The 14,321-nt window shown below is 38.2% G+C and carries 12 protein-coding genes, 1 tRNA gene and 1 pseudogene; 10 read left to right on the top strand and 4 right to left on the bottom strand.

From position 1 onward, the window contains the following. The first annotated feature begins 18 nt into the window (after positions 1–18). The 6 genes and pseudogenes from tpx to ribB all read left to right on the top strand — a co-directional run bounded on the left by tpx (position 19) and on the right by ribB (position 7,072). Positions 19–516 (top strand): thiol peroxidase, encoded by a 498-nt coding sequence (tpx, locus tag EZL74_RS05220; RefSeq protein ID WP_131475542.1) that lies wholly within the window; start codon positions 19–21, stop codon positions 514–516. A 9-nt stretch (positions 517–525) separates the two neighbouring features. Continuing rightward, a complete protein-coding gene (locus EZL74_RS05215) occupies positions 526–900 on the top strand; it encodes a diacylglycerol kinase family protein (protein WP_131475541.1) in 375 nt (124 codons plus the stop codon). A 44-nt stretch (positions 901–944) separates the two neighbouring features. Beyond that, positions 945–3,392, top strand: a complete 2,448-nt coding sequence (locus tag EZL74_RS05210; protein ID WP_131475540.1) for a DNA translocase FtsK — start codon at positions 945–947, stop codon at positions 3,390–3,392. A gap of 1 nt (position 3,393) precedes the next feature. Then, the gene (locus EZL74_RS05205) at positions 3,394–4,035 is read left to right on the top strand and encodes a LolA family protein (protein ID WP_131475539.1); all 642 of its coding nucleotides are present in this window, start codon (positions 3,394–3,396) and stop codon (positions 4,033–4,035) included. Positions 4,036–4,041: 6 nt separating this feature from the next. Continuing rightward, positions 4,042–5,454: pseudogene (locus EZL74_RS05200) on the top strand (LptF/LptG family permease); the annotation flags it as partial. 484 nt (positions 5,455–5,938) lie between these two features. Continuing rightward, a complete protein-coding gene (gene ribB, locus EZL74_RS05195) occupies positions 5,939–7,072 on the top strand; it encodes a 3,4-dihydroxy-2-butanone-4-phosphate synthase (RefSeq protein WP_161971695.1) in 1,134 nt (377 codons plus the stop codon). Between the two features lie 138 nt (positions 7,073–7,210). Here the strand turns inward: ribB and EZL74_RS05190 are convergent, their stop codons facing one another. From EZL74_RS05190 to mgtA, 4 genes are all read right to left on the bottom strand, one after another. Further along, the gene (locus tag EZL74_RS05190) at positions 7,211–7,723 is read right to left on the bottom strand and encodes a hypothetical protein (RefSeq protein ID WP_131475536.1); all 513 of its coding nucleotides are present in this window, start codon (positions 7,721–7,723) and stop codon (positions 7,211–7,213) included. 151 nt (positions 7,724–7,874) lie between these two features. Further along, positions 7,875–7,959, bottom strand: a tRNA-Ser gene (locus tag EZL74_RS05185). Between the two features lie 172 nt (positions 7,960–8,131). Continuing rightward, entirely contained in the window at positions 8,132–8,374 is a 243-nt protein-coding gene (locus EZL74_RS05180) for a hypothetical protein (protein WP_131475535.1), read from the bottom strand. 259 nt (positions 8,375–8,633) lie between these two features. Further along, entirely contained in the window at positions 8,634–11,156 is a 2,523-nt protein-coding gene (mgtA, locus tag EZL74_RS05175) for a magnesium-translocating P-type ATPase (protein ID WP_131475534.1), read from the bottom strand. Positions 11,157–11,334: 178 nt separating this feature from the next. On the opposite strand from mgtA, the gene EZL74_RS05170 reads away from it, so the two are divergent. From EZL74_RS05170 to EZL74_RS05155, 4 genes are all read left to right on the top strand, one after another. Further along, positions 11,335–12,201 carry a helix-turn-helix domain-containing protein gene (locus tag EZL74_RS05170; RefSeq protein ID WP_204745128.1) on the top strand — a complete coding sequence of 289 codons (867 nt, stop codon included), beginning with the start codon at positions 11,335–11,337 and terminating at the stop codon, positions 12,199–12,201. Between the two features lie 87 nt (positions 12,202–12,288). Next, positions 12,289–12,519 carry a hypothetical protein gene (locus tag EZL74_RS05165; RefSeq protein WP_131475532.1) on the top strand — a complete coding sequence of 77 codons (231 nt, stop codon included), beginning with the start codon at positions 12,289–12,291 and terminating at the stop codon, positions 12,517–12,519. Further along, positions 12,516–13,529, top strand: a complete 1,014-nt coding sequence (locus EZL74_RS05160) for an NAD(P)/FAD-dependent oxidoreductase (protein WP_131475531.1) — start codon at positions 12,516–12,518, stop codon at positions 13,527–13,529. Before EZL74_RS05165 ends, EZL74_RS05160 begins: the two co-directional genes overlap by 4 nt. A 138-nt stretch (positions 13,530–13,667) precedes the next feature. Further along, the gene (locus tag EZL74_RS05155) at positions 13,668–14,261 is read left to right on the top strand and encodes a short chain dehydrogenase (protein WP_131475530.1); all 594 of its coding nucleotides are present in this window, start codon (positions 13,668–13,670) and stop codon (positions 14,259–14,261) included. Positions 14,262–14,321: the final 60 nt, after the last annotated feature.

Below are 14,321 nucleotides of genomic sequence, written 5' to 3'. Positions count from 1 at the left end.
TTCAAAAAAACATTATAAATGGCAACTATAACTTTAGGAGGAAATCCAATACACACCAACGGTGAATTACCCAAAAAAGGTTCAAAAGCACCTGATTTTCAATTAGCAAAAACTGATTTAGGTTATACTTCCTTAGCTGATTTTAAAGGATCAAAAGTAATCTTAAACATATATCCGAGTGTAGACACCGGTACTTGCGCAGCTTCTACCCGAACTTTTAATGCTAAAGCCAGTGCCTTAGCAAACACCAAAGTATTGTGCATCTCGCGCGATTTGCCTTTTGCTTTCAAACGTTTTTGCGGTGCCGAAGGATTAGACAATGTGATTTGTCTGTCGGATTTCAATACCGGTAAATTTGGTAAAGATTACGGCCTAGAGATGACTGACGGAGCTTTGGCCGGTTTACATTCACGCGTGGTTATTGTTTTAGATGAAAACGGAACAGTTCTATATACCGAACAAGTAGCCGAAATTGCTGATGAACCCAACTATGAATTGGCATTAGCTGCATTATAATTTTACTGTATGGAATTCCAAAAAGACAATTCATTTTTCACTGGTCGTCTGAAAAGTGTTGGATTTGCCGTTAAAGGCGCCATCAAATTGATTACCACCGAACACAGCGTAATGGTGCAATCTTCGATTGGAGTACTAGCCATTATAGCCGGATTTTATTTTCATATTGACCGTTATGAATGGATGTTGCAACTCCTTGCTTTCGGATTGGTATTGGGGGTAGAAAGTCTGAATACGGCTGTAGAAAAAATAGCTGACTTTATTCATCCTGAATTTCATGAAAAAATTGGCTTTATCAAAGATATCGCTGCCGGTGCTGTAATGTTTGCAGCCACTGCCGCCATTGCCGTATTATTATTAATTTATGTTCCTAAATTCCTGTGAACATTCGATTAAATTTCTATTTTTATAGCGTTTATAAATAACCAATGGCAAAAACAGTAAAAAAAGAAACTACCAAAACCCCAAAAGACCCCAACTCGGATATCAAAATCCTAAAAACTAAAAAACAGTATCGTACGCTTTTTGGTTTTTTGTTGATTTTAGTATCAATTGCTTTTCTGGTTTCCTTTATTTCTTTCTTTGTTTCGGGTCAGGCAGATCAAAGTGCTGTTGATGCTTTTACTGACAGAAATGAAACAGTTCAAAATTGGTTAGGGAAATTCGGGGCTTACATAGCCGATTTGTTTATCTATCGTGGTTTTGGCGTAGCCTCCTTTTTGTTTGTCAAATTATTATTCCTCAGCGGTGCATTCTTAATTCTGGATTTACCATTAAAAAAACTCAAAAACACTTGGTTTTGGGACTTATTTGCCTTGGTAGTCTTATCCGTTATGTTTGGTTTTTTTGCCACAACCTTACCTGAATTGGGCGGTACCATTGGCTACGAAATGAATTTGTTTTTTCAAGATTACATAGGTAAAACAGGAACTTTATTAGGTTTGGTATTTGCCATAGTAATTTATTTAATTTTCAAAATAAAAATATCCCCTGAAGCCATCAAGTCATTCTTTGAAAAGAAACACAAAGACATCAAAGCAGATTTGAACAGTATGGTAAATGATGCCAAAGGGACAGATTACAACCTGGAAGAATTTGCCGTAAAAGAACCCGAAGAAGAGGAAGAAGAAATTGAAGAACCTGTTTTGAAAACCTCTGCATTTGAAATCAACAAAGAGGCTCTGAAACCCACAATTGAACATCCTTCGGAAATCAGTTTGGAACCAACCATCAAAACAGTTGTTCCAACTCCTGAACCTATCATCATTGAAACCGATGATGAAGCTTTTGTTATTGAACAGTCTGCAGATGAAGATGTTATGGAAGAAAATTTAGCTGCAAAGTTAGTAGCTGATTTTGGTGAATTTGATCCTACCTTAGAACTGTCCAATTACAAGTTTCCGACCATTGATTTGTTAAAAGAATATTCATCTGTTGGTATTACTATCAATCAGGAGGAATTAGAAGAAAATAAAAACCGAATTGTAGAAACACTCCGAAACTACAAAATTGATATTGCCCAAATCAAGGCGACAGTAGGTCCGTCAGTTACTTTATACGAAATTGTACCCGAAGCCGGTATACGCATTTCAAAAATCAAAAGTTTGGAAGACGATATTGCCTTGTCGTTATCCGCTCTGGGAATTCGTATCATTGCTCCTATTCCGGGCAAAGGAACCATCGGTATCGAAGTTCCGAATAAAAATCCGACTATGGTACCTATGCGAACTGTAATTTCTTCTGCCAAATTTCAGGAAGCGGAAATGGAATTACCGATTGCCTTAGGAAAAACAATATCGAATGAAACTTTCGTTGTTGATTTGGCCAAAATGCCCCACTTGTTGATGGCGGGAGCCACCGGTCAGGGTAAATCGGTTGGTCTGAATGCCGTATTGGCTTCTTTATTGTACAAAAAACATCCGGCCGAAGTTAAATTTGTTTTGGTCGATCCGAAAAAGGTCGAGCTTACTTTATTCAACAAAATTGAGCGTCATTATTTGGCTAAATTACCGGATACCGAAGATGCTATCATCACCGATAACACCAAAGTAATCAACACACTGAATTCACTTTGTGTAGAAATGGACAACAGGTATTCGTTGCTCAAAGATGCCATGGTACGTAACATTAAGGAATACAACGAAAAATTCAAATCCCGAAAGCTGAATCCGGAAAACGGCCACCGATTCCTTCCTTATATAGTCTTAGTCGTTGATGAGTTTGCCGATTTAATCATGACTGCCGGCAAAGAAGTAGAAACTCCTATTGCCCGTTTGGCTCAGTTGGCGCGTGCCATTGGTATTCACTTGATCATTGCTACCCAAAGACCCTCAGTAAACGTAATCACCGGTATTATTAAGGCCAATTTCCCGGCTCGTATAGCGTTCAGAGTAACCTCTAAGATAGATTCAAGAACTATCTTGGATACACAGGGAGCCGATCAATTAATCGGTAGAGGAGATTTATTGTATACTAACGGAAATGATTTAGTTCGGGTACAATGTGCTTTTGTGGATACTCCTGAAGTAGAAAAAATTGTTGATTATATCGGTTCACAAAAAGCCTATGCCAGTGCTTATCTCCTACCGGAATACATTGGTGAAGAAGGCAGTAGCGTAAATCTGGAGTTTGACATCTCTGAAAGAGACAGCATGTTCAGAGAAGCCGCCGAAATTATTGTGACCGCTCAGCAAGGTTCGGCATCATTATTGCAAAGAAAGTTGAAATTGGGCTACAACCGAGCCGGAAGATTGATTGATCAATTGGAAGCTGCCGGAATTGTCGGTCCGTTTGAAGGAAGTAAAGCGCGCAGTGTTAACATTACCGACTTAGCTTCCTTGGAACAATTTTTTAACAACGAACAAAATAATTCTTAAAATGAACAAACTACTTTCGATTGCATTATTCTTACTAGTTAGCTTCAATAGCCAAGCTCAGGATAAAAAAGCAAAAGATTTATTAGATCAGGTAACGGCTAAAATTAAAACTTACAACAACATTACCATTGATTTCAAGTACACTTTAAACAATAGCAAGGAGAACATCAACAAAGAAAGTAAAGGAAATTTATTGTTGGAAGGCAATAAATATGTACTTAATTTTATGGGAGTAACCAAAATATTTGACGGTAAAAAGAGTTACACTATAGTACCTGAAGATGAAGAAATAACGGTTTCAAGCCTTGATGATACCGATGAAAAAGCCATCACTCCCTCTAAAATGCTGACTTTTTTCAACAATGGTTTTAAATTTTCCTGGGATATTTTGCAAGATGTAAAAGGCAGAAAAATTCAGTACATCAAATTAGTACCCACTAATGCTAAGGATCAACGCAAAGAAATCTTACTCGGCATCGATTCACAAACTAAAAACATCTACAATGTGATTGAAATGGGTAAAAACGGTACTAAAACCACATTGACTGTTAATTCTTTTAAAACCAATCAACCTTTGTCAAAAAATCAGTTTACCTTTGTGGCCAGTAAATATCCAAATTACTACATCAACAAAATAGATTAAGCTCGGGTGAAAATACTTGACAGGTACTTACTAAAATCCTTCTTGGTTACATTTGCTACGGTATTTGTAATTCTGTTTTTTATATTCGTGTTGCAAGTCGTGTGGCTTTTCATCTCTGAATTAGCCGGGAAAGATTTAGATGTCTTAATGATTGCTAAATTTCTTTTGTTTAAGATGCCCAGCGTGGTTCCTTTAGTACTTCCCCTTTCCGTTTTATTGGCATCCATCATGACATTCGGCAGTTTAGCCGAAAATTATGAGTTTGCAGCCATGAAATCCTCAGGAATATCACTGCAAAGAGCCATGAGAGGACTCATCTACTTTATTTTTATTCTCGGATTTGTGGCTTTTTTATTTGCTAACAATGTTATCCCTTATGCCGAATATAAGTTTGTCAATTTCCGCAGAAATATTGCTCAGGTAAAGCCGGCAATGGCTATAGCCGAAGGACAGTTCAGCGAAGTGGGAAACTACAATATTAAGGTAGAAAAAAAGTCAGGAAAAAACGGAAGATACCTTAGTTTGGTTACCATTCACAAAAAATCTGTGTTGGGTGACGGAAGCAACACTGTAATCAAAGCCAAAAGCGGTGAGTTGGTCAGCAGTGAAAATTCAAACAACCTGCAATTGGTTTTGAAAGATGGGAATTATTATGAAGATATCATCCCCAAAAAATTTGAAGACCGCAAAAAACTGCCTTTCGCCAAAAGTGAATTTAAACGCTACGTTCTCAACATTGATTTGTCGAAATTGAACAATGCCAATATGGAAGATGAGCAGATTACTAATACGAATACCATGCTCACCATAGGAGAACTGCGTTATACGATTGATTCTCTGCAAAAAAACTACACTAAAGACGTATTGTCCTACACCGAAAACATTTACCAGCGTTCGATTGGCAATATGAATTTTTCCAATTTTGCCGATTCAACAGCAACCAAACTAAATTCAAGTGATTTACTTGAAAATTTTGACCTCAACCAGAAAAACCAAATTCTTCGCGTTGCCAGCGGAACTGTTGATGCTACCAACTTTGCGTTAGACAACTCAAAATTTGACCTGGAAGAAAAGCAAAAAAACATCAACCAACACTGGATTGCGTTCTACGATAAATTTGTCATTGGTTTTGCCTGCATACTCATGTTCTTTATTGGTGCACCACTAGGAGCTATCATTCGTAAAGGAGGTTTAGGATTGCCGATTGTCTTTGCTATCCTCATTTTTATTACGTTTCATTTCATCAATACTTTTGGTAAAAAAGTGGCTCAGGAAAACGGAATTACTCCTTTTTTAGGCTGTTGGATGTCAACCATGATTTTACTCCCATTGGCCATATTACTTACCAAAAGAGCAACAGAAGACAAAGGAGTTTCCATTAATTTTGATTGGCTGATAAATGTATTCACCAGATTCTTTCCACAAAAGGAAGAACTGGTATTTGAAACCGCCTCAACTACGGATTATTTTCATCCTGAAGAAATAGATCCTGAATTAATTAAAGATATTAATGAAAGTAGTACCCCGGCCAAAACTCAAAAAACAGTTATACCCGAATCAAAACCTGTAATGATTGATTCAGGTAGTATTACAATTTTAAATCAACAATACAACAAATTCGCATTACTGGCACTCATCAGCAACCTATTGCTGTTGGCAGTCTTGGTATCAGGATTATTTGAAGGGCAAGCCCAAAAGATAATCAGTATTGTATTGGCTGTCATTTTTTATGGCGCCTTACTTAAGTCAGAACAACTACTAACTAAGATTACTACCGGAATACAACAGCATAAAGATTTGAACTTTTTCATAATGCTTTTAGGCGGGTTTCCGTTTTACATCTTGTTTTATTTCTTTAATAAAAGTTATTTAAACACTGCTTTATCAAAACTAAGCCAAACTGATGGACAACACTAAAATACAACTCAACACTATTGAAGAAGCCATAGAAGACATCCGTCAGGGAAAAGTCATTATCGTGGTAGATGATGAAGATCGCGAAAATGAGGGCGATTTTTTAGCTGCCGCCGAAAAAGTAACTCCCGATATGATTAACTTCATGGCTACCCATGGACGCGGGTTGATTTGCGCCCCGCTTACAGAAAAGCGTTGCCATGAATTAGAACTGCATTCGATGGTCAAAAATAATACCGACCATATGGAGACCGCGTTTACAGTTTCTGTCGACTTAAAAGGACATGGCGTTACTACCGGAATCTCGGCTTCAGACCGGGCTAAAACCATCTTAGCTCTGGTAAATGAAGAAACTAAACCCTATGATTTAGCGCGTCCCGGGCATATTTTTCCGTTAACCGCTAAACAAGGAGGTGTATTGCGCAGAACCGGACATACAGAGGCTGCCATTGATTTTGCCCGATTAGCCGGATTTAAACCGGCAGGTGTGATTGTAGAAATCATGAATGAAGATGGAACTATGGCGCGTTTACCACAATTAGTAGACGTGGCCAAAAAATTTGATTTAAAGTTAGTTTCCATTGAAGACTTGGTCGCCTATCGCATGCAGCACGACAGTCTTATTGTGAAAAAAGAAGATTTTGAAATCGACACCCGATTTGGAAAATTCCGATTAAGAGCTTACCTGCAAACTACCAATAAGCAAGTTCATTTAGCATTAACCAAAGGAAGTTGGAATTTGGGCGAACCAATCCTCACCAGAATCAATTCCTCGCAAGCTAATAATGATATTTTAAATACCTTAACCAACGACATGGACAAAAAGCTGGAAAATATGTTTCAGCAAATTAATGACGAAGGTCGCGGAGCTATTCTATTCATCAATCAGGAAGTTGATTCCTCTGATTTGCTCAACCGTTTAACCGAATTGAAGCAACTGCAAAGCGAAGGAATCTTTAAAGCTCCACAAATTAAAATGGACAATAAAGATTTTGGAATAGGTGCTCAAATACTACATGATATTGATATTTCCAAAATAAGACTCATTTCCAATACCACTCAAACCAAAAGGGTGGGAATGATTGGTTACGGCTTAGAAATAACAGAATATGTAAACTATTAATGATTTTCCATTTAAAGAAAAACAGCAGCCGAAGTAATTTACTTCGGCTTTTATATTTTATAAGATGAATAGACTGTACCATCTTGAAAATCAAATACTGCGCTGATTTTGAATCGCAAAATTTGAAGTAATAGAAATCTAGTTCGTTTGAATGATTTTTATAAAATTTCCATCTTTGTCAAACACAGCATCATAAAACTTTCCGGCCATGATAATCCCAACTTCATAGGTAGTCACTTTTTTGTCATCTTTAACTCTTGCTGCTTCTTTAAAAGTATACCCTTTATATTCCCGATTCAAATAAGTAAGAGCTTTTACAGGTATGGCTTTTTTGGCAATAGAAACTTCGAATGCTTTCATTTTTCCCAAATTATCGTAAACCGCCAGTACCTCAGAAGAACCTTGTTGAAATTTTGCATTGTATCGAATTTGGTCTAAATCTTCTCCGCCGAAATTTTTTGTCCAGTACGGCACCACATTAGGAAATTCTTTTTCAAATGCTGTTTGTACCTCTATAGTTGGGATTACTTTTTCCTGTGCTTCTGTTTTTAAATTAAAAAGCAACACCATACCCAGAAGAATCATCTGATTGAGCACAAAAAAAATATTTGTTTTAGTCACTTTTCCGAATTTGTAATCAACAGTTTTCATAACTTTAATTTTAAATTATTGGGTATTGTTTTTCAATACGTTAAAATTACGAAACCCACATGAAGAGAAGATGAATTTTAATTACTTTGAGTTCTTGATGAAAATTGATCAAAAACAAAAAACCCGAAACTTACGTTTCGGGTTTCTTTCGCGGAGAAAGAGGGATTCGAACCCCCGGACCTGTTACAGTCAACAGTTTTCAAGACTGCCGCAATCGACCACTCTGCCATTTCTCCAATAAGTCGTGCACTACTGCTGTAATGCGGATGCAAATATAACAACCTTTTTGATTTTGCAAAATGATTTTCACTAAAAAATCAACTTATTTTTTATCCTAAAAGCTATTTAATTAATGCTGTGCCACTTAACTACTCCAACAAGAATAAACTTTTTTTAAAAATAATACCTCTAAATCTGGATTCTGAAAAAACCATACTCTGATATGATGAGTTTATGGGTGTTTTTATAGGTTTGATGAGCGGCAATCTGAGCTATTATTTCATCAGATTTGGGAAATTCGTTTTCAAAAACAGAAAGATTGGAACTAAAAAAAGTTTTTGGGTCAGCAAGAAAATCTCCTTTATAATAAAACTCAACGGTTATCGGGAGTTTTCCGCTTTGGGTGTACTCAATAATTTTAGAACACGGCATGCTAATAGGTTATTTATTTTATTTTGTTTTGGGATGGTAAATGTACACAAAGTGACCTATCTAATTCAACTCTGAAATGTTAAAAAGAAGTACCATTTTTCTAACTGTTTGCCAAGTAATAAACTACACTTAAAAATATTGCGAATTTCAGGTAAAAGTTAACAGTAAAACAATAAAAAACATCGTGATTTAAGTAAATAAAATTTAATTCGTAACAACAAGAAATTTATTTTTCAATAAAATAATTATTTGGATATTATTAGTCTGATACAGTTTTCTTCTTAAGATGATAACGGAAGAACAGAATTTTTAGAGCATCGGCTGTAAGTACGTAAAGAAGCACAATTACAAATAAAGTTAATGCAATCAAAGGTGGCAACGGAACCAGTCCTAAAGTATGTGCTATAGGTGTATACGGTAAAACCAATGTCAATCCTAATCCTAACAAACTCAAAATAAAAAGCATTCGACCGGGACGGCTTTTAAAAAAGTTTTTGTAGGTACGAATGATAAAAAGTATAAAAAGTTCTGTAAGTATAGATTCTGTAAACCAACCTGTTTGAAAAACAGATTCAGAAACTTTGAATCCGTAGAAAAGAGTCAAAAAAGTCACCAAATCAAACAGGGTACTGTGAAACCCGAACACAAACATGTAATTCCGTATGAGCTTCATATTCCATTTTCCGGGCTTTTTGAGTTGCTCTGCATCTACATTATCAGAAGAAACACTCAGGTAAGGTAAATCGGTAATGAAATTAGTCATCAAAATTTGTTTGGGTAACATGGGTAAAAATGGCAGCAATAAGGATGCCGCAGCCACGCTGAACATGTTCCCAAAGGTAGCTCCGGTATTGATGTAAATATATTTCAGCGTGTTGGCAAACGTTTTACGCCCCTCTACTACTCCATTGGCAATGACGGAAAGACTTCTTTCGAGCAATACAAAATCGGCGGCATCTCGGGCAACATCTACAGCATTATCAACAGACAATCCCACATCAGCAGCTACCAATGCACCAACATCATTGATTCCGTCTCCCATGTAAGCAACCGTATAGGTTTGCCGGAGCGCACGTATGAGTTGTTCTTTCTGCTGTGGAGCTACCTCAGCAAAGAGACTTATCTTTTTAACCTTTTGTGCCAAATCCTCAAAACTAAGTTTTGACATTTCTTCACCTGTCAGAACCTGCGCATTGTTCATACCTATTTTTTTAGCCAAAGCAGCTGCCACATGCCGGTTATCTCCGGTAATAATTTTAAGATTGATTTGCAGTTTATGAAGACGGTCAATAGCTTGGAGTACTCCGGTTTTAACAGGGTCATGCATCACTATAAATCCGGCAAAGATCATGTCGGATTCCATAGATTTATCAATAATTGTATCGGCTGTAATTTTATAACATAACGCTATACAGCGGTACCCATCAGAACCGAATTGTTCGTAACGGTTAACAAGTGCCTCATGAAAGTCTGTTACAGGCACCAATGCCCCTTGTTCTGTTCGGAGTTGTGTACAAATGCTTAGTGTTTCCGTAAATGATCCCTTAGTGATTAATAATCCGCCTTGTGAAGTACTGACAGCAATGCTGAGACGTTTGCGGTTAAAATCATAGGGAACTTCACCGGTTTTTTGAGGTTGTAGTGTCGGTTGCAAAGCCATATTCTTAAGGGCTTCATCAATAGGGTTGGTATAACCCGATTCGAAAAAAGCATTCCAATAAGCCAATTCACGCACATAGTTATCGGAAACTCCCATACCATTCACAATGTCGGCCACCACTATAACACCTTCTGTAAGCGTACCCGTTTTATCGGTACACAACAAATCAATTTCTCCCAAATTCTGAATAGACGCAAGTTTCTTCACCACTACTTTTTTAGCAAGCATGCGTTTGGCTCCGGCACTCATAGCAATCGTATTGATAGCCGGAAGTAACTCGGGTGCCATGCCAACAGCGAGAGCCAAAGCAAACAAAGCAGACTCCATTAAAGAGTTATGATGCAGCAGATTGACTAACAGTATAAAAAGACTCAATGCTAATGTGACCCGCATCAACAACAAACCAAAATTGCGGATGCCTTTTTCAAAACCGGTTTCTACTGTAAGAGAAGCACTTTGTGCAATACTGCTGAAAATCGTGTCTTCATCAGTTGCGATAACGATGGCTTTTCCGCTCCCGCTCACTACACTTGACCCTTGCCATAAACAATTGCTTCGATTGGCCAAAGAGGTTTTAGCCGCTACTACTCCGGGGTCTTTTGTTACCGGAAAAGACTCCCCGGTAAGACTCGATTCATTAACCTGAAGTAAATTAGCCTCTATCAGCAAACAATCCGCCGGTATGCGTTGCCCCGCCTTAAAAAGCAGTACATCTCCCGGAGTTATCTGAGCCGATTCGACTTCAACAATTGCGCCGTCGCGTATTACGGTAACTTTGATTTCCAGTAACGATTTTAATTTTTCAACTACACGGCCTGCATTTCTTTCCTGCCAAAAACTGAGTGAGCCGGTAGAAAGAAGGATGAAAAGAATGATAATCACATCGGAAGTATCGCCCAAAACCGCCGACAACATAACAGCCACCAACAACAAAAGCATTAACGGGCTTTGGTATTGTCGAATAAAAAGCTTTAAATCCTGCCGAAAAGGGGAACTGGTGTGAGGCAGTTTTTTTCTTTTAGAGAGCCTTTGACGTGCTTCAACAGATGAAAGACCGTCGGTAGTACTGTTCAACTTTTGCAACCAAAAAGTAATATCGTATTGCCAAAATTCTGTTCCCATGTACTGTGTTATATCGCATAAATAACTTAACCGGTAAATAATCCTCTGATTATTCTGAGCTGAAGTCAGATAAAGGTAAGAAAAAATCAGTTTGGTTATTGCTTTTACTAGTGAGTAAAAGTATTTTCATTGCCTAACAAGTAGTATCTTTGAACAATTCTGAGAGACTAAAAACTGAATGATGGAAAACATTCCGATACGACAATTTCCGGATGCTCCTAAGGAACCCCAACTTTCGGACCGTTTCAGCATAAGAGCTGTAGAGGAATTGCTTTTGGGTAAAGACCTTAATGAAGAATTGCACCGACATGATTTTTACTTATTGCTGGTTCTCGAAAAAGGAGCCGGAACGCATGAGATTGATTTCATCTCTTATGAAATAAAAAATCATTGCCTCTTTTTACTGCGGCCGGGTCAGGTACATCAGCTTCAGTTAAAGGCCGGAAGTACAGGCTATTTGCTTCAGTTTAAAACCGATTTTTTATACTCACACAACAGTGCTTCTCAAAATCATTTGACCAAACTAATCCAGTTTTCTTTTTATCCGTTTGAAGATACGGGCTTTATAAAAATAGCTTCCTTATTGGCTGAATCCCTAAAAGAATACAAGGAAAAAGTAAAAGGCTATCAGGAAGTATTGAAGGCTAACCTGAGTATATTACTCATCGAATTGCTTCGTCAACGTCAGGATAAAACGACACCAACAGTAACCGGTGCCCCGTATGCACAAGAAAAACTGGAAGCCTTTTTGGCACTAATAGAATCGCACTACACCACACACAAACAAGTTGCTCAGTATACCGAACTGCTTCATCTGTCCTCCTACCAGCTGAGTGCTATCACCAAAACACTGTTGAACAAAACACCTTCCGAAATCATCACTGAGTACATTCTTTTGGAAGCCAAGCGACAATTATTAGCTACTTCCAATCAGGTAAGCCAGATTGCTTATCATTTGGGATATGAAGATGCCTCTTACTTCATTCGCTTTTTTAAAAAACACATGGGGTCATCTCCCGAAGCTTTCAGGCAAAACTCCAAATAAGTCCTATTCCTCTTCATTTTTGTCCTATTCACGGGGGCCGGTGCCGAAGTAATTTTGTCCTGTAAAATTATTTCAACAGCAAACATTATGAAAACAAAAATGAAACTTATGGCTTCCCTAAAAATCTGGTTGGCCATTTATCCGTCGATTACTCTATTTTTATTTCTGTTCGGTAAAGCCTTGGCAACAATACCCTTATATCAACGCACCTTTCTCCTTACCATTACTTTGGTGCCTTGGATTGTATTTATCGGAGTCCCTTTTATCGATTTTGTACTTCGTCAGATAAGTTCAAAACGCGAAAACCAACAGCGATGAATTCTCCCTCCTCAAGACGTCAATTCATCAAAAAAAGTGGCTTGGCCTTGACCGCATTTGCTTTACCCATCCCTTTTCAAACAACTTTAAACGGCACTGATATGAACACAACAAAACTAATGGATACCATTGTCATCGGAGGCAGTTATTCCGGACTGGCCGCAGCTATGGCGTTGGGGAGAGCTTTAAAACAAGTCATCGTTATTGACAGTGGCAAACCCTGTAATGCACAGACCTCTTTCTCTCATAACTTTTTAACCCAAGATGGAAAAAAACCAAGCGAGATTGCTGCTCTGGGAAGACAACAAGTATTGCAGTATCCAACTGTAAAATTAGTCAACGGTCTTGCCATACAAGGAAAGAAAACCAAAAAAGGGTTTGAAATCACATTGGAAACCGGTGAAACATTTGAAGCACTACAATTAATCTTCGCCACCGGAATCAAAGACAATATGCCCAACATTGAAGGTTTTGCCGATTGCTGGGGAATCTCGGCTATTCACTGCCCTTACTGCCATGGGTATGAAGTAAGACATACTAAAACCGGAATTTTGGGCAATGGCGAATTTGGATTTGAATGGGCCAAAATGATTGCCAACTGGACATCGGATTTGACGCTGTACACCAATGGTAAATCGACTCTGACTGACGAGCAACAGGCTAAACTTAAAGCGCATCACATTGGTATTGTTGAAACCGAAATTCTTAAACTGAACCACGTAAAAGGTCATATGGAGCAAATCGTTTTCACTGATGGCACACAAGCCCCCTTGACGGCTTTGTATGCACCCCGACCTTTTGTACAACACTGCCCCATTCCTGAGTCCTTGGGCTGTGAACTAACAGAGGATGGCTATATAAAAGTAAATGCCGCTCAGGAAACTTCCGTGGTCGGTGTTTATGCCAGTGGTGACAACACTACTCGAATGCGAACCGTAGCCAATGCAGTAGCCACAGGAACTGCTGCCGGTATGTCCGCAAGCAAAAAACTGATTTTGGAACAATTTTAAAAACACCGCAAACTGATTAGTAACACATTACTTTACATCAGTCCTATCCAACTTCATTTTTGTCCTGTTGCTGGCACATCATGCCAAAATACCTTTGTCAAAGAAAAATAAACACTTAACACTTTAACATTTAAACATATGAAAATTATCATTGTAGGTGCCACCGGTACCATGGGAACACACTTAGTAAAAGCTTTAGAAAAAGAGCATGAAATCATCAAAGTAGCTTCAAAAGGAGGCGATATTGAAGCGGATATTACTTCAACGGCATCTATAGAAAAAATGTTTGAACAAATAGGCTCGTTTGATGCCTTAATCTCTACTGCCGGGCCAACATTTGTAGGACCTTGGAGTAAACTGAACGACACTACTTTCAGACAAGGCGTTGAAGGCAAAATGATGGGGCAAATCAATTTGGTATTGATTGGTCAGAAATACATCAATCCGAAAGGCTCTTTTACATTGATAACCGGAGCTTTAACTCATGAACCTCAAGTAAACTTTGCCAATGCCTCTGCAGCTAACGGTGCTGTAGAAGGCTTTGTTCGTGCAGCGGCAATTGAATTGGAAAACGGAATCCGAATTAATGCGGTAAGTCCAACAGTAATTGAAGATTCTCCCCAATACTTCCCTTATTTCCCGGGTGAGATTCCAACAACCATGAAACAACTGGAATACATGTTCCGCAAAAGTGTGTTTGGTAAAGTAACCGGACACGTGATTAAACCTTAATCAAAAACAACCACAGGTCATCATTAACGGTGACTTGTGGTTCTGTTACTGTTACTGTTA

Origin of the sequence: Flavobacterium silvisoli, from assembly GCF_004329815.1 — a bacterium.
GTDB classification, from domain to species: Bacteria; Bacteroidota; Bacteroidia; order Flavobacteriales; family Flavobacteriaceae; genus Flavobacterium; species Flavobacterium silvisoli.
Note: the sequence above shows the minus strand (reverse complement) of the source record. Positions and strands in the feature narration are given on the sequence as shown.

Bases quoted from the DNA above. Each gene is read 5' to 3' on its own strand.
- tpx (WP_131475542.1), top strand. From the start codon at position 19: ATGGCAACTATAACTTTAGGAGGAAATCCAATACACACCAACGGTGAA.
- EZL74_RS05215 (WP_131475541.1), top strand. From the start codon at position 526: ATGGAATTCCAAAAAGACAATTCATTTTTCACTGGTCGTCTGAAAAGT.
- EZL74_RS05210 (WP_131475540.1), top strand. From the start codon at position 945: ATGGCAAAAACAGTAAAAAAAGAAACTACCAAAACCCCAAAAGACCCC.
- EZL74_RS05205 (WP_131475539.1), top strand. From the start codon at position 3,394: ATGAACAAACTACTTTCGATTGCATTATTCTTACTAGTTAGCTTCAAT.
- ribB (WP_161971695.1), top strand. From the start codon at position 5,939: ATGGACAACACTAAAATACAACTCAACACTATTGAAGAAGCCATAGAA.
- EZL74_RS05190 (WP_131475536.1), bottom strand. From the start codon at position 7,723: ATGAAAACTGTTGATTACAAATTCGGAAAAGTGACTAAAACAAATATT.
- EZL74_RS05180 (WP_131475535.1), bottom strand. From the start codon at position 8,374: ATGCCGTGTTCTAAAATTATTGAGTACACCCAAAGCGGAAAACTCCCG.
- mgtA (WP_131475534.1), bottom strand. From the start codon at position 11,156: ATGGGAACAGAATTTTGGCAATACGATATTACTTTTTGGTTGCAAAAG.
- EZL74_RS05170 (WP_204745128.1), top strand. From the start codon at position 11,335: ATGATGGAAAACATTCCGATACGACAATTTCCGGATGCTCCTAAGGAA.
- EZL74_RS05165 (WP_131475532.1), top strand. From the start codon at position 12,289: ATGAAAACAAAAATGAAACTTATGGCTTCCCTAAAAATCTGGTTGGCC.
- EZL74_RS05160 (WP_131475531.1), top strand. From the start codon at position 12,516: ATGAATTCTCCCTCCTCAAGACGTCAATTCATCAAAAAAAGTGGCTTG.
- EZL74_RS05155 (WP_131475530.1), top strand. From the start codon at position 13,668: ATGAAAATTATCATTGTAGGTGCCACCGGTACCATGGGAACACACTTA.